The following is a 17,612-nucleotide window of genomic DNA, read 5'->3' on the forward strand; positions in this document are numbered from 1 at the left end:
TGTCACCCCCTTCGCCCCTCCTGTCACTTGCGCCAGAAGAGGTGGTGCGTCACGCCGCTCGGGCTGGGCACGGCCTCCATGTGGAACCGGTCCAGCAACTCGTCGGGCGATTCCCACAGGCGCAGCCCGGTCCCGAGCTTCACCGGGGTGACGACCACATGCAGGGTGTCGACGAGGTCGGCGTCGAGGAACTCCCGGATGGTGGTCACGCCGCCGCCGAGCCGGACGTCCTTGCCCTGCGCGGCCTCCCGCGCCTGCGCGAGAACGGTGGCGGGGTCGCCGTCCACGAAGTGGAACGTGGTGTCGGAGAGCGTGAACGAGGGACGCGTGTGGTGGGTCAGGACGAACACCGGCGTGTGGAAGGGCGGCTCGTCACCCCACCAGCCGCGCCACTCGTGGTCGTTCCACGGGCCGCGCTGGGGTCCGAACTTGTTGCGGCCCATGATCTCGGCGCCGATGTTGTGGCTGAAGTCCCGCGCGAAGTAGTCGTCGAGGCCCCGGCTTCCCCCGGGCTCGGTGCGGTTGGGCCAGCTCGCCGTGGCGCCGGCCCAGGAGAAGAGCTTTCCCGGATCGATGTGGTGGCCGAATGGCCGCTCCAGGGTCTGGTCCTCGCCGGCGGCGACGCCGTCGCTGGAGATGGTGAAGTTCTGCACCCGCAGCAGCTGATCCATGTGGTGTTCCCTCGTCAGGTCCTGTCGCCTCGTCGTACGCGTACTCGTGCGGCGAGGCGTCCTACATCAGGATGTCGAACGGGACGTGGCCGGATCGACAGCGGCGCCTGAGTTCTTTCCAAAAGTGCCCCGCAGGACCGTTCACCTGCGTCGTTCGGCGGTATCGGACGGCTGGACCTGGTCGAAGACGGCGAGGGCTTCGGCGGGGTCCGGGCTCACGAGGCGGTCCAGACCGGCCGTCGTGATCTTCGCCCACCGTCCGGCCCGTGCCCACATCTGTTCCTCGAAGGCGCGGACGGTTTCGTCCAGATCTCCGGAGCCTGCGGCGATGGACTCGGCGAGTTCGGCGCCTTCCAGCATCGCCAGGTTCGCGCCCGCCCCCAACGGGGGCATCAGGTGGGCGGCGTCGCCCAGGAGCGTCACCCCCGGGACGTGGGTCCAGGTGTGCGACACGGGCAGGACGTAGGTGGGTCGGTGGACGAATCCGGTACCGCGTCGGAGGAGGTCGAGGACGGGAGCGGCCCAGCCGTCGAACAGGGCCAACAGGCTCGATCGCACGGCCTCGTCGTCGGCCAGGTCCAGGTCCGTGTGCCACTCCAGCGGCGCGCGGAACCTGGCGTACGCCTTGACGTGGCCGCCGCTGTTGCGCTGGGCGACCAGGGAGCGGTTCACGCCGTACACGGCCAGCGAACCGTCGCCGATCAACTCGGCGAGGGCGGGGTGGCGGGTGTCGATGTCGTCGAGGGAGGCCTCGACCGACGTGACGCCGGTGTAGTGCGGTGTCACCGGCGAGACAGCCGGGCGGACCCGGGACCAGGCGCCGTCCGCGCCGACCACCAGGTCGAACGTCTCCTGCCGCCCGTCCGTGAAACGCACCAGTACGCCGTCCCGGGCCCCCGGAACCACCTGCGTCACGCCCCGACCCCACCGGACGTCGAGAGGGCCGAGCAGCAGGTCACGGAGTTGCCCGCGGTCGATCTCGGGGTTGGCCCGGTCGTCCGGACGGGGACGCCAGTCACGCAGGACGGTCCCGTCCGTGTCCAGGATGCGCATGGCCTGCGCCTCGGGGCGGGACAGCGCCTCGAACTCCGCCGACAACCCCGCCTTCTCCAGCGCGAGCTGGCCCAGCCCTTGGTGCAGGTCCAGCATGCCGCCAGGAGGACGGGCGTCGGGGCCGGGATCGCGTTCGAGGATGGTGACGGGACAGCCATGGCCATGCAGGACCCGGGCGAAGGTGAGGCCGGCAGGGCCGCCGCCGACCACGGCGATGCGATGTCTCATGTCGATACACTGTATTGTCACGTGACGATGTATCGCAAGAGTACGGTGTGATCATGACTGTGTGGGACCGCCCGGAGCCGCCGAACCGCCCCGTGCCGCTGGACCGGGAGCGGATCGTCGCCGCCGCGATCGCGCTGGCCGACGAGGGCGGGCTGGAAGCGGTGTCCTTGCGCAAGGTCGCCGGCCGGCTGAACGCCGGCCCGATGCGGCTGTACGGATTCATCGCCACCAAGGAGGAGCTGTTCGACCTCATGGTGGACGAGGTCCAGGCCGAGATCCTCCCCGAGCGGCAGCCCGGTGACTGGCGGGAGGCGCTGCGTGTCCTCGCCCACCGCACCAGGCAGACCGCTCTTCGTCACCCGTGGTTCGCCGACCTGCTCGGCGGCCGCCCTGCCCTGGGCCCGAACGGTCTCGCCGTGACCGAGGCCACGCTGGCCCCCCTCGACGGCCTCGCCGACGTCGACACCGTCATGCGTGCCGTGGAGACCGTCAGCGCCTACTTCACCGGCGCGATCAGGCGCGAGATCGCGAACCTGCGGGCCGAGCGCGCCACGGGACTGTCCAAGCGCGACTGGCAGCGCGCCTCTGGCCCGCACGTGACGAGAATGCTGGCCACGGGCCGCTTCCCGGCGCTGGCCAAGGCCGTGTACGACGGCACCGACGTGGACGCCGAGACATCCTTCGCGACCGGCCTGGACTGGGTCCTCGACGCCGTGTCCGCCAAACTCACCCGCCCGCCGGCGTGACGCCCAGCTCTCGCCGGGCGTGAGGGGGCTCGTCACCGCGGGCCCCCGATCAAGCACCCTTCACCCCCTGGCTGCCACTGGCTTCGCGGGTGACGCCTACGCCGGCGGTACCGACGCCCGGTCGTCGACCGCCACCCGCTGCAGCAGGCCCCAGGTGAACTCGGCGGCGCACTCCCACCGCACGCCGTGCGCGTCCGGTGCGGTGAACGCCAGGCCCCAGCGGGTCGGGGCGGTGCCCTGGAGGGGGCGGGCGGGGGCGAAGGCGCGGGCGGCCTCGTCGACCGTGCAGGACCAGGGGGTGAGGTCGTCGAGGGTGCGCAGCTCGGGGCCCTCGGCGGCGGGGGCGCGGATCAGCCACTCGTTCCAGACGGTGCCGTCCGGGGTGAGGAGGATCTCGAAGCGGAGGTCCGGCCAGAGAGGGAGGGGCCACAGCCGGGCCTCGCACTCCAGGTCGCCCACCGTGCGGGTGAGCACGGACTCGGGTTCGCCGAGGATCGAGCGGTGGAGCGAGGCGGCGGCGCGGGGCCGTGGGGAGCGGATCATCGCCTGCCACCGCTTGTTGGCCTCGCGCATGTCCGCGATCGAGACGCCCAGCTCGTGGCGGGCGTCCTCGACCAGGTCCGGGTTGTGGTCGGCCATGCGGCGCAGCAGGACCAGCTGGAAGTCGAGCGGGGTGAAGGGGCCGGCCGGACGTCGGTTTCCTGAGGGCATGCCGTTCATCGTCGCGCAGCGGCGAGAACGACGCCCAACCCGACGGAAGACGCTCCACCACGACGGAACGTGAGACGACCGGGGTGCGGGGCGTGTCGAGCACCCCGCACCCCGGTCGTCGTAGGACCGTCGGCGTCAGCCGGTCAACGGCGGTTCTGCAGCCGCAGTCGCAGCCACGGCGAGAACCGGACCGCCGCGACACCCAGCGCCGCGAGGGCCGCCGCCGCGCCCAGCATCAGGCCGATGCCGCCCGCGCCGGTGCTGGCCAGGCCGCCCGTCAGCGGCGAGGAGTCGTTGCTGCCGGAGCCGCCGGAACCGCCGGTGCCGGTGCCGCTGTCGTCCCCGGTGCCACCGGTGACCCCCGTGCCGTTGCCGGCCGAGCCGGACGGGCTCGGGCTGGGGCTGGGGGACGCGGACGGGTCGTCGGTCTCGGTCTCCTCGACGACCTCGACGGTGAACTCGGCCGAGGCGCCGCCCCCGACCTTCGCGGTGACGGTGTACGTGCCCGTCGCCGTACCGGCGACCAGCTCGGGCGCCGTGGCCCTGCCCTCGTCATCGGTGACCGCCTGGTCGCCGACGCCACCGTTCTCGAACCGGGGGCCCTTGATGGTGTTGTCGTCGATCATGAAGTCCACCTTGACGCCGACGGCGGGCTTGCCCGCGTCGGTCACCAGGGCCTCCAGCGCCTCGGCGAAGGGCTGCCCCACCGCGGCCTGCTGCTTGTCGCCCGCGACGGCCTTCACCTCGTTCGCCAGGTTCCGCACGTGCACGGTGAAGTCCGTGGAGAGACCGCCCGGGGCCGTCGCGCGGACGGTGAAGTCGCCCTTCTTGCTGCCGGTGTAGATCGGCGGCGTCTGCACCCGGCCCTTGGCGTCGGTCGCCAGCACGACGGACGTGGTGTTCTCACGCTCGCCGAAGTTCAGGCCCAGGTTCGCCGGGTCCTTGATCGCGAGCTTCACCGAGACACCCTCGACGGGCTTGCCGTCCTTGTCCCGGACCATCGCGACCATCGGCGGGACCTCGTCCCCCGGCTCGACGGACTGCTCCGCGGCGGAGGCCGGGCTCAGTTCCGCGGGCGCGGCGGCGCCCTTCCACTGGACCACCACACGGCCGTTGCCGCCGATGAGGTTGGCGCCGCCCTCCGCGATCCCCTGGGTCTCAGGCTCCAGCCCCTTCGACCAGAACGGGTCGTCCTTCGCGGGCGGCGCGTTGCGAAGACCGCTGATCAGCCGCGCGTCGCCCACCCGGGCGGGGTCGGCGTAGCTGGTGCCGCCTCCGCCGCTGCCGCTGCCGGTACCCTTCGCGTCCTCCGCGCCCGCGCCACCGCCGCCGCCCGCGTAGCCGGCACCGCCGCCGCCACCGCCGTTACGGCCCTTGCCGCCGTCACCGCCGCGGCCGCCCGCGGTGACGTTGCCTCCGGCGGCACCGTTGCCGGCCCCCGCACCGCCGGTGGCCTTGTCGGCGCCCTTGCCGCCGAAGCCGGTCTCGGAGCCGTCCTGCCCCTTCTCGCCACCGGCCGCACCGCCGTAGCCCGGGCCCGGGAAGGTGCTGCCGGAGCCACCTCCGGCGCCGGCGACGACGAGCGCCTCGCCGTCGCTGGTGCGGATGGCGCTGCTGTTGCCGCCGCGCTGGGCGAAGCCGCCGCCCGGGTTACCGCCGAGCGCGTCGCCGAAGGTCGTTCCCGAGTAGTAGCCGCCGACCGCGACGGCCAGCGACTCACCGGGCTTCACCTTCAGCGTGCCCGCGGCGTACCCGCCCGCACCGCCGGTCACGCTGTGTCCGCCCGAGCCGCCCTGGCCCCACGCCCGCACGTCCAGCGCGTTCACGCCGGACGGGACCTGGAAGTTCGCCTTGGCGCCGGTGAAGTCGAACAGCCGGCAGCCGGTGAAACCGGCCGTCGGTTCGCACGCCGCGCCCGCGGCCGAGGTGCCGGGCGCCGCGGTGGCCGCCGCGGCGGGCATCGTCGCCCAGCCGCCCCCGGTGCCGCCCAGCGCCACCAGGGCGACCGCCGCCGCGCCATGTCTCAGACGGACTCGGCGCAGTAAGAGGGAATCCCGCTTCATCAACCACTCCACAGCTCGACGCTCGGTGACCATCGAAGATCATCACCACATCTCCACGAGTAAGACCGTGGAGCGGAGAAAAGGTTGTACGGATGGGGCGGAAGTGAGGCGCCTGCCCATTGCCCGGGAAAAGCTCAATGACTAGCCTGTGTTCGTCATGCCGATCGTCTGTTGAAATCTCGAACGGCCTGAGAGACAGCAGACGCCTGAGAAACAAGGGAGGGGGCCGGTCGTGGGACGCCTTGTACCTGCGGTGACCCGGGCTCTCGACATTCTTGAGCTCTTCCTCGACGGGGACGGGACGCTCTCCGCCCCCGACATCGTGCGCCGCCTGCAGCTGCCGCGCACCACCGTGCACGAGCTGGTCACCACACTGGCCGCCCGGTCCTACATCGTCCAGGTGCCGGGCCAGCCGGGACGCTACCGCCTCGGGGTGCGCCCGTACCAGCTCGGGAGCCGGTACGCCGAGCAACTGGACCTCGCCGCCGAGGGGCAGCAGGTCGCCCGCTCGGTCGCCGAGACCTGCGACGAGACCGTGCACGTGGCCATCCTGGAGGGCACCGACGTCATCTACATCGCCAAGGTGGACTCCACGCACGCCGTGCGCATGGTCTCCGCGGCGGGGCGGCGACTGCCCGCCCACTGCACCTCCGTCGGCAAGATGCTGCTGGCCTCCCTACCCGACCACGAACTCACCGCGCGCATCCCCGAGGACGCCGACCTGGTCGCGATGACGGCCAACAGCATCACCGACCCGGACGCCCTGCGCGAGGCCCTCGCCGAGATCCGGAAGCGCGGGATCGCCGTGGAGCGCCAGGAGTCCAACCCGGACGTCTCCTGTGTGGCCGCGCCGGTGCAGGACCGCACCGGTCGGGTGGTCGCGGCGCTGTCCATCTCCGTGCCGATGATCCGCTGGAGCGAGGAGCGCCGGGACGAGCTGGAGCAGCTCGCCGCGAAGGGTGCCGCCGAACTGTCGGAGCGCCTCGGGCACCGGAGGGTGGCATGACCTACGCGTACGAGGTGGCCGTCCGCGCGGAAGCGACCCTGGGCGAGGGCCCGACGTGGGACGCGGCGGCAGGCCGGCTGCTCTGGATCGACATCCTGGGTTCCCGGATCAACACCTACGACCCGCTCTCGGGCCGCCGCACGACCCGCACGACCGAGCAGCACATCGGCGCGGTGAAGCCCCGTGCGAACGGCGGCCTGGTCCTCAACCTCCGCGACGGCGTGGGCCTCCTCGACCCGGACGACACCTTCCGCTGGCTGCGCCACGAGCCCGTCCCCGGCCGCCGGGCCAACGACGCCGCCGTCGCCCCCGACGGCTCCCTGTGGGCCGGCACCATGCGCTACGACGAGGCACCGGGCGGCGGCACGCTGTCCCGGATAACCGGCGAGGGCACCTTCGACGTGGTCCTCGACGACGTGGCGGTCAGCAACGGCACCGGCTGGAGCCCCGATGGCCGCCTGATGTACTACGTCGACTCGCCGACCCGTCGTGTGGATGTCTTCGACTTCGACGTCACGGACGGCCGGCTCGGCGAGCGCCGCACCCTGGTCGAGATCGAGGACGGCGCGGGCTTCCCCGACGGCCTCACGGTCGACGCCGACGGCTGCGTGTGGGTGGCACTGTGGGACGGCGGCGCGGTACGCCGCTACACCCCGGCCGGCGACCTGGACCGCGTGATCGAACTCCCGACCCCCCGGGTGACGGCCTGCGCCTTCGGCGGCCCCGACCTGACCGACCTGTACATCACGACGGCCCGGGTCGGCCTCGACGCACCTCACCCGCTGGCGGGCTCCCTGCTGGTGGCCCCGGGCGCGGGCAAGGGGCTGGTACAGCCGGCCTTCGCGGGCTGACCGTCCGGCGCGGGTCACCGTCCGGTGCGGGTAGAGCCGACGATGTGTTCGCCGCCCCCGCCGCGGGGTGGCGCCCTGCCGTCCCGCGGCGGCACCGGGGCGGTGCGGCCCACCGCCGTCCCGTGTCCGCACCCGGGTGACTCGCCGCCGATGCGGGCAGCCCCCGCCCGCCGCAGGCGCCCCCTCCGGCGGCAGTAGCACCCGCGCCTTGCCGCCGCCCGGCGCCGCGCCCCGCCCGCGGCCGATCCCCGCGACTAGCCGCCGTTGGCCGGTTGGCCCGTCGGCCACCGGGCCGCGACCCCGCCCCCGTCCGCCGCAGGCGTACCGCGCCTACACCGGACCGCGACCCCGCCCCGCCCGCCGCAGGCGCCCGGTCTCAGACCGCCACCCGCTCCAGCCCCCGCAGAACCTTCCGCTCCCCGGCGCTCAACGGGGGCTCCTGCAGCGGCGGCAGCAGGGAGCCGTTGAGAACCGCCAGCACGGTGGCCGGGTGCAGCAACCGGGACGGGCTCGCCGTCAGGCTGGTCACGTCCCACAGCGCGGCGGCCGCCCGGTACGAGCCCGTCGCCGCCCTCGTCAGTCGTCGTGAGTAGCGGGTGACCAGCCGGTCGCCCGCGCTCGGCCGGGCGCCCCGGGTGTGCGGGTACCAGACGTCCTGCCCCACGGCCATCGCCCAGGCCGCGTCCACCGACCGCGCCGCCCCCCGCTGCACCCGCCGCGCCAGCCCCGCCGAGCCCAGCCCGGACCGCCGTACCTCGTCCCCCAGGAACCGCGCCCCCAGCGCGGCCACCGCCATCCCCTGCCCGTACGCCGGGTTGAACGTGGCCAGCGCGTCCCCGAGCACCACGAACCCCTCCGGCCAGTGCGGCACCTTCTCCGGATAGCGCCGGACATTGGACGTGCTGCGGCTGATGTGCACGTCGGTCAGCGGCTCGGCGCCGGAGATGAGCCGCCCGACGATCGGGTGCGGCAGGTCGAGGGTGTACTGGAGGAACCCCTCGGGGTCGGCCGGGGGTTCACCGCCGCGGGTGCCGGCGAGGCTCACCATCCACCGGCCGCCCTCGATGGGCAGCACCATCCCGCTGCGCCCCGGCCGGTTCACGTACGGGTCGGCCTGCACGATCGTCAGCGGGAACCGTTCGGCGCCCTCGGGCACGCGGTAGACCCGGGTGGCGTTGACGAGCCCGGAGTCCACGGTCCGCTCACGGACGTCCGTGACGCCGAGGCGCTCCAGCCAGTGCGTGACCCGTGAGCCGCGGCCACTGGCGTCGACCACGAACTCGGCGTCAAGTTCCGTCTCTCCCTGCGGAGTTGACAGCCGTAGGCCGGTGACCCGCCCGTCTCGGCCGGTGAGTTCGACGACCTGCGCCCGGCGCACCTCGACCTCGGTGTGCTCAAGGACCGCCGTGCGCACCGCCCAGTCCAGCAACGCCCGGCTGCACGCGAGCATATGGGGACCGTCGTGACGCCAGCGCCGCAACCAGCCCTCCGGGGTGAGCGCCACGACGCCGGAACCGAGGGGGATGTCGTGGGCGCCCGCGTCGAGCAGATGCCGGCGCATGCCGACGCCGGGCACCAGATCCTCCATGGCGGCGAGGCCCCCCGCCATCAACAGGTGGGCGTGCCGACCCTGCGGGAGTCCCTTGCGGTGGTCGGGGCCGTCGGGCAGGTCGTCGCGGTCCAGGACGACCACTTCGTCCGCGGTACCCGAGAGCGCGGCCGCGGCCAGCATGCCGGCCAGGCCGGCACCGATGACGACAGCTCTCCGCGTCATGAAACTCCTCGTGTTCAGCCAGGGGTGGCCTTCACCGTACCTTCGCGTACGGCGGTGACGTGGGCCGAACGGGCGAGCGCCTGCGCCAACTCCACCAGCCCTCCAGTGCCGGCGACCTCCGTGGCGTACAGCCGGTACGCGCTCGGTGTGACCAGCGGCGTCTCCCGGGCGGCGGCGCGGCGGGCGGCGTCGGTCACCATCGCCGCCTCGCCGGCCAGGCGGGCCGCGTGCGCGTCACCCCCCGCGCGCAGAGCGCTGTCCGAGGCCCGTTCGCGGATCCGGTCGTCGAAGTAGGGGGCGAGCGCCAGCAGGGCGTCGTGGATCGACACCTCACGCCAGCGCAGCCGGTCCCGGGGCGACTGCCACCAGGCGCTGGGCGGCTTCGGGGCGGTGGAGGCGAACCGCACCCGGGACCAGAGCGGGGCCAGCCTGCGATGGTCCTCGACGCTGTGCCAGTGCGCGAGAGCGGGCGGCAGCAGCCTCGGCAGCACGAACCCGGCGGAGAACAGCAGCGCGGCCAGCGAGGCCATCGGCGGGGCCACCGCGGTGGACAGGACGTCGAGGTCGTGACCCGTCCAACGCGCCACGACGGCCGTGTACTTGGCCAGCTGGAAACCCAACAGGTCCAGCACCGCGCCCGCGAGGATCAGCCACAGTCCGGCCCGCAGCAGCCCGGTGACCTCCCGGCCCCACTTGACGCACACCGTGCACATCGCCAGCATCGCCGCGCTGTGCCCCAGCAGGTAGAGCACGATCATCTCGCGCATGTACGGGGTGTTCGCGTAGTAGGTGTCGAGGTCGTTGAGCCGCTCGACGTGCGCGTCGGACAGCGTGAACAGCGCGACGATGACGACGATCAGCGTGCCGTACGCGGCGACCGCCCGCAGCGACAGAAGCCGGATCCGCTCCGGCGGGCCGCCCCGCCAGTTGATCAGCAGGATGAGCAGGGAGCAGCTGTACGCCGAGAGCATGCCGTAGGTGAGCGGGGCGCCGAAGTTGGGGACGCCGGTGACCTCGTTGACGGCGGCCAGGGTCGCCGGGGCGGCGCAGACGAGGACGAGGGCGCCCAGGACGATGGACGCGCAGGTGGACAGTGTCAGCGGGTTCCGTAACGCGGCCGACGGACTTCGGCGGAACAGGACCGCGCAGGACAGTCCGAAGACCGCTGCCGCCAGATACACGACGAGGCTCATGCCCGGGAACTCCGTTCGGACGGGGTGCGGCGGTGGGGGGAAGGTGCGCCGCGGGCACCGTGTTCATGCCGTACCAGTGGGGGTCGTACCGGCGCGGACGCGGGCGGCCGCGACGAGCGGGGAGGCGGCCAGCGCGTCGGCGATGTCCGCGAGGGTGCCCGGGGCGGGCGCCCGGTCCTGGAACCGCTGGGTCGCCGCGGGCGCCAGCAGGGGGCTGTCCCGGTCGCGTTCCTCCACCACCGCTGCGGCGATGACCGCGGCCCACGCGGTCGCCTCGGCCCGCCGCGGGTCGATGGTCTCCAGGCCCGCGGTCTTCAGGCTCGCGGCCTCCAGGGTCCGCTCGTACAGGTCCGGGTCGAAGAACGCGTCGAGGCTGCCGAGCGCGTTGTGGATGCTGGTCTGCCGCCACACCAGCAGGGTGACGGGGGAGGACCAGCGCGGCCGGGGCAGCCGCAGCGCGCGGCGGGTGAGGAACTCGTCCAGTTCCCGTTCCAGCGGCTCCAGGCGCGCGAAGTCCCGCCGCGCCCGCCGCCACCGTGTGGTCCGCGGTCCGACCAGCGGGATCAGGATGCCCACGACCGTCATCAGGGCGGCCAGACCGGCGGAGGCCGGCGAGACGGTCGTACTGAGACCCGACCAGTCCCGTCCGGACCAGCGGGCCACCACCGCGGCGAGCTTGGACACGCTGTATCCGGCGTTGCACAGCGCTCCGCAGCCCAGCACCACCAGGCCCGCCCGCAGCCAGCCGCGCACCTCCCGGGCCCAGCGCAGCGCGGACACCGAGGTGACGCTGACCGCGGCGAGGTGGCCGACCAGGTACAGCACGATCATCTCGCCGATGTACGGCGTTCTCGCGTAGTAGGTGTCCAGGTCGGTGCGCCGCTCGACCGGCGCGTCACCGAGGGCGAAGGTGACGGCGATGCCGAGCAGCACGAACGCGTACGCCACGATCCAGCGGCGGGTGACGCGGTGCACCCGCGGCCCGCCCCGCCAGTAGACGATCAGCACTTGGGAGGCGGCGCTGTACGCGGTGATCGACGCGTAGGTCAGCGGGGCGGCGAGGTTGGGGACGCCGCTGAGGTGGTTCACGGCGGCGACCGTCGGCTCGGCGCCGAGGAAGAAGCAGACCCCGGCCAGGCCCAGGACGGCACAGATCGCCCGCAGATAGGGGTCGTGCCGGTGGCGTACCAGGTCGGGGGCCTTCACCACGAGTCCGAGCCACAGCGCGCCACAACTGACGTAGTTGATCAGGCCGTTCATCTTCGGGTTCCGCGGTAGTTCAGCGCGGCGCCGATGCGTCCGGCGATGTCCTCGGCGCCCTCGCCCGCTCCGGGACCGGGATCCGGCGGGGCCTCCAGCCAGGGCCGCAGCCGACCGCCCATCAGCATGCCGAAACGGTCGGCCTCCTGCTCGTCGTCCAGGCTGAAGTCGGTGCGCGCGGCGACGGTCCGGGGCGGGCCCTCGCCGACCGGTGACGGGGCGTGTGTGTCCTGCTGGTGCATGTGCCACACCTCATGACAGAAGATCACGATCTGGTGCCATACGGCGGCCCGCTTGTCGACGACGACGATGTCCTGGGTGTCGGCCTCCAGCCACAGCCCGCTCGCGGTGTGCGGCGGGAAGACCTCCCGGCGCACCACGACCTCACGGCCCCGCCACCGGCTGACGGAGTCGACGAGGGCGTCGAACAGCGCCTCGGGGTCGGCGGGTACCGGGACGCGCATCGGGCCGATGAGGACTCCGGCGAGCCGGCGCATCTCCTTCTTCCGGCGCATCGCGTCGAGTTGCCGGGTCATCCGTTCCTTCAGTTACCTCACCTCCGGCACGGCGGTCGCGATCCAGAAGGAGTCGGTGTATGTGTCGAGGGCGAGGGCGTGTGTCACCGCGCCTCTCCTCCTCCCCCTTCTCGCTGCGAGTCGGCCGCTCGGTGGCGTTCCGAGGTTAGCGGCCCTGAACTGTCCGCGTCATGCGGGCGGCGCCCAAACCATTGACGCGCACGCGCGTCGAATCTACGGTTCCGTTCGAAGTGACGGGCGTTATTCGACATGCCGAACAGGCGCGACCCCCCGTACCCGGCGACGAGACACACCCCCGAGAGGACCCCATGAGCACCACCGCCCGTTTCACCCTCGACCCCGCCTTCACCGTCGGCGAGGTGAACCCCCGGCTCTTCGGGTCCTTCGTGGAACATCTCGGGCGTTGTGTCTACACCGGCATCTTCGAGCCGGGCCACCCCCGCGCCGACGAGGACGGCATCCGTACGGACGTCCTGGACCTGGTCCGCGAACTCGGCGTGACCGCCATCCGCTACCCCGGTGGCAACTTCGTCTCCGGCTACAAGTGGGAGGACTCGGTCGGCCCGAAGGAGGACCGCCCCCGCCGCCTCGACCTCGCCTGGCGCTCCACGGAGACCAACCGCTTCGGCCTCTCCGAGTACATCGGCTTCCTGCGCAAGGTCGGCCCCCAGTCGGAGCCCATGATGGCGCTGAACCTCGGCACCCGCGGCGTCGCCGAGGCCCTCGAACTCCAGGAGTACGCCAACCACCCCGCCGGCACGGCCCTCTCCGACCTCCGTGTCGCGCACGGCGACAAGGACCCCTTCGGGATCCGGCTCTGGTGCCTGGGCAACGAGATGGACGGCCCCTGGCAGACCGGCCACAAGACGGCCCAGGAGTACGGCCGCCTCGCCGCCGAGACGGCCCGGGCGATGCGTCAGATGGACCCGGGGGTGGAGCTCGTCGTCTGCGGCTCCTCCAGCCAGTCCATGCCCACCTTCGCCGAGTGGGAGGCAACGGTCCTGAAGGAGACGTACGACCTGGTCGACCACATCTCCCTGCACGCCTACTACCAGCCCGAGGACGGCGACGTCGACTCGTTCCTGGCGTCCGCCGTCGACATGGAGTCCTTCATCGAGAACGTGGTCGCCACCGCCGACCACGTGGGCGCGAGGCTCAAGTCCAAGAAGAAGATCAACCTCTCCTTCGACGAGTGGAACGTCTGGTACATCTCGGAGTGGCACGAGATCGAGAACTCCGGCGCGCGGGACTGGGCGGAGGCCCCCCGCCTCCTGGAGGACAACTACAGCGTCCTGGACGCCGTCGTCTTCGGCTCGCTCCTCATCGCCCTGCTCCGGCACGCGGACCGGGTCACCGTCGCCTGCCTCGCCCAACTGGTCAACGTCATCGCCCCGATCATGACCGAGCCGGGCGGCCCGGCCTGGCGCCAGACCACCTTCTTCCCGTTCGCCCAGGCCGCCAGGCACGGCCGCGGCCAGGTCCTCGACGTCCGCGTCGACTCCCCGACCTACGACACGAAGAAGTACGGCGAGGCCGACCTGCTGCACGCCACCGCCGTCCGCGCCGACGACGGCACGGTCACCGTCTTCGCCGTCAACCGCGGCCGCACCGAGGCCCTCCCGCTGGAGGTCGCCCTGGCCGGCCTCGACCTGACCTTCCTCGTCGAGCACAGCGTCCTCGCCGACGCCGACCCGGACGCCCGCAACACCCTCGACGACCCCGAGCGGGTCGCCCCGCACCCGGCCGAGGGCACCACCCTGACGGACGGCACCCTGACCGCCGTCCTCAAGCCGCTGTCCTGGAACGTGATCCGGCTCGCGTAGGGAGTGTTTCGAACCACCCAAATCCCCGCCGGTCAGCGGCCGGGGGAGTCCACCGGTGTCACCGGCACTCCTCCGGCCGCGGCGCCCAGCAGCGTCAGCCGTACGTCCTTCGGGCCCGCTTCCGTGGTGCCGTCGGACAGGACCGCCAGGGCCAGGGTGTTGGAGCCGCGGGTGCGCAGGATCCCGTTCGGGAGGACGAAGGTGTGCTGCGGGCCTACGTCGTTGACGTACTGGCCCAGGTTCCAGCCGTTGAGGAAGATCTGCGCGCGGTAGGCGCGGGCCGGGTCGTCGTTCAGGACCAGACCGATCGACGCGTCGGTCCCCGGGGCGACGGACAGCCGGAAGGAGGTCCGGTACCAGGTGACCCCCTGGCGGCGGTCGGCGCGCGGCAGCTTCGCCGCCTTCCAGTCCGCGTCCTTGAACCCCGGCAGGTGCCAGCCCTCCCGTTCGCCGTACAGTCCGCCGTTGTTCTGCGGCCCGCGCACCGGATCGGGAGCCGCCTCGCCCTGCACCCGCCAACTCACCTTCGGTGACGCCCCCTCGAAGGTGACCTCGGTCAGTCCGCGGGCCACCTTGTGGGTGTCGAGCGCCTTGCCGTCCATGTCGTGCTGCATCCGCCGGACCAGGACCGACAGGACACGATCGGTGCCTGGCTCGGCCGAATGCTCGCCCAACTTCTCGCCCAGCTTCTCGCGCAGCGCTTCCGGCACCGCGAACGTGGCCGTGGCCGCCCAACTTCCCTGCCGTGCCGTGCTGTTGTCCGGCACCGGCATCCGGTGCGTGCCCAGCGGCTCCCCGTCGAGCCAGGCCATCAGCAGGCCCTGGGTGCCCGTGCTGTAGGCGAGGGAGACGGACTCGACGGTGTCCGCGGCGGCGGTGAAGTGCCCCCGGTACCAGACGTCCCCGTAGTGGAAGCCGTAGTCGTCGGCGAACAGCACCGGCTGCCCGTCGGGCACGGGCGTGACGCTGTGCGAGGTGGTCCGGTCCGCGACCGTCCACGTCGAGTCGTCGAAGTCCGGCGCCGACTCCGGGTTCTCGACCCGGCGCCGCCAGCCACTGTCCAGGGCGGGCAGCGACACCCGTCCCACGCCGGGCAGCGGACGCAGGGCCAGCAGGCTCTGGGTACCGCTGATCCGGGTCCGCACCGGGGCCCCGTTCCAGGTGACCTCGGTGATCCCGCGCGGACCCCACACCTCCAGACCGGTCGCCGCGACCGTGTCGCCGGTCAGCTCGACCGTGCCCTCGCGCAGCGTCACGTCACGCACCAGCGCCGGGCCGTACACCAACACGGAACCCGAGGGGGTATCGCGCGGGAACAGCCGCAGGGAGGTCGCGTCGTCCACGAAGAGCAGCAGCAGCGACCGGTCGTGCCCGCCGCCCTCGACCTTCACCCGGGTCAGCCCGCCGGCGCCGAGCGGCGCGGTCACCCGCAGCAGACCACGGTCGTACACCCAGGCCGGATCGGGGTCCAGCCGGGTCGTCGTCGGCTCCTCCGGGCAGTCCAGCACGACCTGCCCGATCTCGCCGCGCGGTCCCGCGAACACGGCGATGTCCTGCCGCCCCGCGGTCACGCAGAACATCGGCTGCACGGTGGAGTACCGCAGCTTCCACTGTCCGAGCGCCATGCCGGTCGCCAGCATCCGGGCGTCCTGGGCCGGGACCGAGACCGGCACGTCGAAGGCGGTGTCCGGCAGGGTCGTGGTGACCCGTTCGGAGCTGTCGTTGCGCAGGACGTACACGTGGGCGCCGGTATCCGGGTTGGTCAGGTGGTACGCCGTGAGCCGGTCGTCCGCGGGTTTCACCGCCGCCGCCCGCTTCAGCCTGGCGAAGTCCGGCTGGCGCGCGAGCAGATGGCCGATCTGGTGCATCGGGGCGAGCTTGGCGGTGGCGTTGCGCCCCTCGTCGAAGGCCGCCCCGTAGTCGTACGAGGTGTAGACGACCGGCGCGGGCAGCCAGCCCCAGGAGGTGCCGCCGAAGGTCATGTAGACGTTGTGCAGGGTGATGCCGTTGGCGAGGTTGGTCAGGTAGAAGCGCCGCTCGTAGGCCGCGTCCCGGGTGCGCCGGGCCTCGGCGTACCCCTTGCCCCGGAAGGTGGATCCGCCCCACGGGTCGAACCAGCCCCCGCCGAACTCCGGCACGAACCCGGGCGTCCTCGGGCTCGCCGTCGCCCCGCCCCTGCGGCCACCGGCCCCGAAGTGTCCCAGGTCCGGCGGCACCTGCTCGGGCGAGGGGTACGCGTCGAAGCCGTACAGCCAGCGCCCCTTCTCGCCCCCGGTGTCGAAGGAGCCGGGGGTCCAGTAGCCGTTCGGGCCCTGGTCGTCGTGGCCCTTTCCGTCGTGGCCCTGTCCGGCGTGGCCCTTGTCGTTGTGGAACAGCGGTACGTCGATGCCGTCCGCCCGCACCTTCTTGTACAGGTGGGACATGTAGTCACGGCCGGCCGGCTCGGTGACGTACGCGTCGTACTCGTTCTCGATCTGGTAGAGCAGCACGGTGCCCCTGCCCCGGGTGAACTGGTGCCGCGCGGCGATCCTGTTCACCTGCCCGAGCCATTCGTCGGCGTGCTTCAGATAGGCCGGGTCGGTGGTGCGGGCCCGGCCCTCGGTGACCGTCAGCCAGCCGGGGAAGCCGCCGCCGTCGACCTCCGCGTTGATGTACGGGCCCGGACGCAGGATCACGTACAGGCCGGTCTCCGCGGCCGTGCGCAGGAACAGGTCGAGGTCGCGCACGCCCGTGAAGTCGTAGCTGCCCGGCGCGGGGGAGTGGTAGTTCCAGGAGACGTAGACGCTGACCGCGTTGTAGCCGTGCGCACGCATCTTCTGCAGCACGTCCCGCCACAGCGACGGGCTCGGCAGCCGGAACGGATGCATCTCGCCCGACCACAGGACCAGCCGCCGGCCGTCCACGATCAGCGAGTACCGGTCGAAGCCGACCGTGTGCCGGACCCCGTCGGCTGCGGGCGGGCCCGGCGCGGGCCCGGTGGGCACCCTGCGGGAGTCGGCGATGCTGTTCGGGGTCCCCTCGCTGCCGCCCAGCGTGAAGCCGAGCGCCGCCGTACCGGCGAGGACGCTGAAAGTTCTTCTGCTGAGCCCCAAGGGAGCGCCTCCTGTTGTGCCTGAATTCGTCCGCGACCCGTGGGCGCTGGGCCATTCTGCACGGGCGGACCCCGCACAATTGTCGTATGAGGATCTCTGCGCGGGCGGACTACGCGGTACGGGCGGTACTGGAGCTCGCCGTACGGCAGGACGACGGACCGGTGAAGGCGGAGGCCATCGCCGCCGTCCAGGACATCCCGCACAAGTTCCTGGAGGGCATTCTCGGTGATCTGCGCCGCGCCGGAGTCGTCGACAGCCGGCGCGGCGGGGGCGGCGGCTACCGGCTGGCCCGTGAGGCGGCCCAGATCACGGTCGCGGACGTGATCCGGGCGGTCGACGGACCCATCGTCTCGGTGCGCGGCGAACGTCCCACCGGCCTGGAGTACACCGGATCGGCCGAGCCCCTGCTGCCGTTGTGGATCGCGCTGCGCGCCAATGTGCGCCGCATCCTGGAGGGCGTCACGCTCGCCGACCTCGCCGCGGACGCGCTGCCCGAGCCGGTCCAGCGACTGGCGGCGGAACCGGCCGCCTGGGAAAACCCCTGAACGCGGCCTGAGAACGCTCCCAAGGCCCCCGCCCGGCCCGCACGCGGATCGACCCCCTAG

14 protein-coding genes are annotated in these 17,612 nt (G+C 72.5%); 5 read left to right on the forward strand and 9 right to left on the reverse strand.

Translation table 11 applies throughout. From position 1 onward, the window contains the following. Positions 1-23: 23 nt before the first annotated feature. Positions 24-671, reverse strand: a complete 648-nt coding sequence (locus ABZ027_RS10235) for a dihydrofolate reductase family protein (RefSeq protein ID WP_356766349.1) — start codon at positions 669-671, stop codon at positions 24-26. A gap of 141 nt (positions 672-812) precedes the next feature. Next, positions 813-1,952, reverse strand: a complete 1,140-nt coding sequence (locus ABZ027_RS10240) for an NAD(P)/FAD-dependent oxidoreductase (protein ID WP_356766351.1) — start codon at positions 1,950-1,952, stop codon at positions 813-815. 53 nt (positions 1,953-2,005) lie between these two features. On the opposite strand from ABZ027_RS10240, the gene ABZ027_RS10245 reads away from it, so the two are divergent. After that, positions 2,006-2,698: a TetR/AcrR family transcriptional regulator C-terminal domain-containing protein gene (locus tag ABZ027_RS10245; RefSeq protein ID WP_356766353.1), complete on the forward strand. Its 693-nt coding sequence runs from the start codon at positions 2,006-2,008 to the stop codon at positions 2,696-2,698. A 96-nt stretch (positions 2,699-2,794) separates the two neighbouring features. Here ABZ027_RS10245 and ABZ027_RS10250 read toward each other — a convergent pair whose 3' ends face one another. Next, positions 2,795-3,409 carry a hypothetical protein gene (locus ABZ027_RS10250; RefSeq protein ID WP_356766355.1) on the reverse strand — a complete coding sequence of 205 codons (615 nt, stop codon included), beginning with the start codon at positions 3,407-3,409 and terminating at the stop codon, positions 2,795-2,797. Positions 3,410-3,552: 143 nt separating this feature from the next. Then, positions 3,553-5,472, reverse strand: coding sequence for a hypothetical protein (locus ABZ027_RS10255; protein WP_356766357.1), 1,920 nt, complete (start codon positions 5,470-5,472; stop codon positions 3,553-3,555). A 232-nt stretch (positions 5,473-5,704) separates the two neighbouring features. Between ABZ027_RS10255 and ABZ027_RS10260 the strand changes: the two genes are divergently transcribed. Together ABZ027_RS10260 and ABZ027_RS10265 are read left to right on the forward strand one after the other, a co-directional pair. Next, positions 5,705-6,478 carry an IclR family transcriptional regulator gene (locus ABZ027_RS10260; RefSeq protein ID WP_356766359.1) on the forward strand — a complete coding sequence of 258 codons (774 nt, stop codon included), beginning with the start codon at positions 5,705-5,707 and terminating at the stop codon, positions 6,476-6,478. Next, a complete protein-coding gene (locus tag ABZ027_RS10265; protein WP_356766361.1) occupies positions 6,475-7,329 on the forward strand; it encodes an SMP-30/gluconolactonase/LRE family protein in 855 nt (284 codons plus the stop codon). The genes ABZ027_RS10260 and ABZ027_RS10265 overlap by 4 nt, the downstream gene beginning before the upstream one ends. A gap of 376 nt (positions 7,330-7,705) precedes the next feature. Here the strand turns inward: ABZ027_RS10265 and ABZ027_RS10270 are convergent, their stop codons facing one another. The 4 genes from ABZ027_RS10270 to ABZ027_RS10285 all read right to left on the reverse strand — a co-directional run bounded on the left by ABZ027_RS10270 (position 7,706) and on the right by ABZ027_RS10285 (position 12,071). Beyond that, a complete protein-coding gene (locus ABZ027_RS10270; RefSeq protein ID WP_356766363.1) occupies positions 7,706-9,103 on the reverse strand; it encodes an FAD-dependent monooxygenase in 1,398 nt (465 codons plus the stop codon). 14 nt (positions 9,104-9,117) lie between these two features. Continuing rightward, complete coding sequence (locus ABZ027_RS10275; RefSeq protein WP_356766365.1) at positions 9,118-10,296, reverse strand: MAB_1171c family putative transporter; 1,179 nt, start codon at positions 10,294-10,296, stop codon at positions 9,118-9,120. Positions 10,297-10,359: 63 nt separating this feature from the next. Next, positions 10,360-11,556: an MAB_1171c family putative transporter gene (locus ABZ027_RS10280; protein WP_356766367.1), complete on the reverse strand. Its 1,197-nt coding sequence runs from the start codon at positions 11,554-11,556 to the stop codon at positions 10,360-10,362. Continuing rightward, on the reverse strand, positions 11,553-12,071 hold the full coding sequence (locus ABZ027_RS10285) for a toxin (protein WP_356766521.1): 519 nt from the start codon (positions 12,069-12,071) through the stop codon (positions 11,553-11,555). Before ABZ027_RS10285 ends, ABZ027_RS10280 begins: the two co-directional genes overlap by 4 nt. 329 nt (positions 12,072-12,400) lie before the next feature. On the opposite strand from ABZ027_RS10285, the gene ABZ027_RS10290 reads away from it, so the two are divergent. Next, positions 12,401-13,915 (forward strand): alpha-N-arabinofuranosidase, encoded by a 1,515-nt coding sequence (locus tag ABZ027_RS10290; RefSeq protein ID WP_356766369.1) that lies wholly within the window; start codon positions 12,401-12,403, stop codon positions 13,913-13,915. A 32-nt stretch (positions 13,916-13,947) separates the two neighbouring features. Here the strand turns inward: ABZ027_RS10290 and ABZ027_RS10295 are convergent, their stop codons facing one another. Then, positions 13,948-17,007 carry a beta-galactosidase gene (locus tag ABZ027_RS10295; protein ID WP_356766371.1) on the reverse strand — a complete coding sequence of 1,020 codons (3,060 nt, stop codon included), beginning with the start codon at positions 17,005-17,007 and terminating at the stop codon, positions 13,948-13,950. An 86-nt stretch (positions 17,008-17,093) separates the two neighbouring features. Here ABZ027_RS10295 and ABZ027_RS10300 point away from each other — a divergent pair, with 86 nt between their 5' ends. Next, the gene (locus tag ABZ027_RS10300) at positions 17,094-17,552 is read left to right on the forward strand and encodes an Rrf2 family transcriptional regulator (protein WP_356766373.1); all 459 of its coding nucleotides are present in this window, start codon (positions 17,094-17,096) and stop codon (positions 17,550-17,552) included. Positions 17,553-17,612: the final 60 nt, after the last annotated feature.

The sequence above is a fragment of the Streptomyces sp. NPDC006332 genome, assembly GCF_040612855.1.
GTDB lineage: Bacteria > Actinomycetota > Actinomycetes > Streptomycetales > Streptomycetaceae > Streptomyces.

Excerpts from the sequence above, each read along its gene's own strand:
- ABZ027_RS10300 (WP_356766373.1), top strand. The coding sequence starts at position 17,094 with ATGAGGATCTCTGCGCGGGCGGACTACGCGGTACGGGCGGTACTGGAG.
- ABZ027_RS10245 (WP_356766353.1), top strand. The coding sequence starts at position 2,006 with ATGACTGTGTGGGACCGCCCGGAGCCGCCGAACCGCCCCGTGCCGCTG.
- ABZ027_RS10285 (WP_356766521.1), bottom strand. The coding sequence starts at position 12,071 with ATGCGCCGGAAGAAGGAGATGCGCCGGCTCGCCGGAGTCCTCATCGGC.
- ABZ027_RS10290 (WP_356766369.1), top strand. The coding sequence starts at position 12,401 with ATGAGCACCACCGCCCGTTTCACCCTCGACCCCGCCTTCACCGTCGGC.
- ABZ027_RS10270 (WP_356766363.1), bottom strand. The coding sequence starts at position 9,103 with ATGACGCGGAGAGCTGTCGTCATCGGTGCCGGCCTGGCCGGCATGCTG.
- ABZ027_RS10275 (WP_356766365.1), bottom strand. The coding sequence starts at position 10,296 with ATGAGCCTCGTCGTGTATCTGGCGGCAGCGGTCTTCGGACTGTCCTGC.
- ABZ027_RS10280 (WP_356766367.1), bottom strand. The coding sequence starts at position 11,556 with ATGAACGGCCTGATCAACTACGTCAGTTGTGGCGCGCTGTGGCTCGGA.
- ABZ027_RS10265 (WP_356766361.1), top strand. The coding sequence starts at position 6,475 with ATGACCTACGCGTACGAGGTGGCCGTCCGCGCGGAAGCGACCCTGGGC.
- ABZ027_RS10255 (WP_356766357.1), bottom strand. The coding sequence starts at position 5,472 with ATGAAGCGGGATTCCCTCTTACTGCGCCGAGTCCGTCTGAGACATGGC.
- ABZ027_RS10250 (WP_356766355.1), bottom strand. The coding sequence starts at position 3,409 with ATGCCCTCAGGAAACCGACGTCCGGCCGGCCCCTTCACCCCGCTCGAC.
- ABZ027_RS10240 (WP_356766351.1), bottom strand. The coding sequence starts at position 1,952 with ATGAGACATCGCATCGCCGTGGTCGGCGGCGGCCCTGCCGGCCTCACC.
- ABZ027_RS10235 (WP_356766349.1), bottom strand. The coding sequence starts at position 671 with ATGGATCAGCTGCTGCGGGTGCAGAACTTCACCATCTCCAGCGACGGC.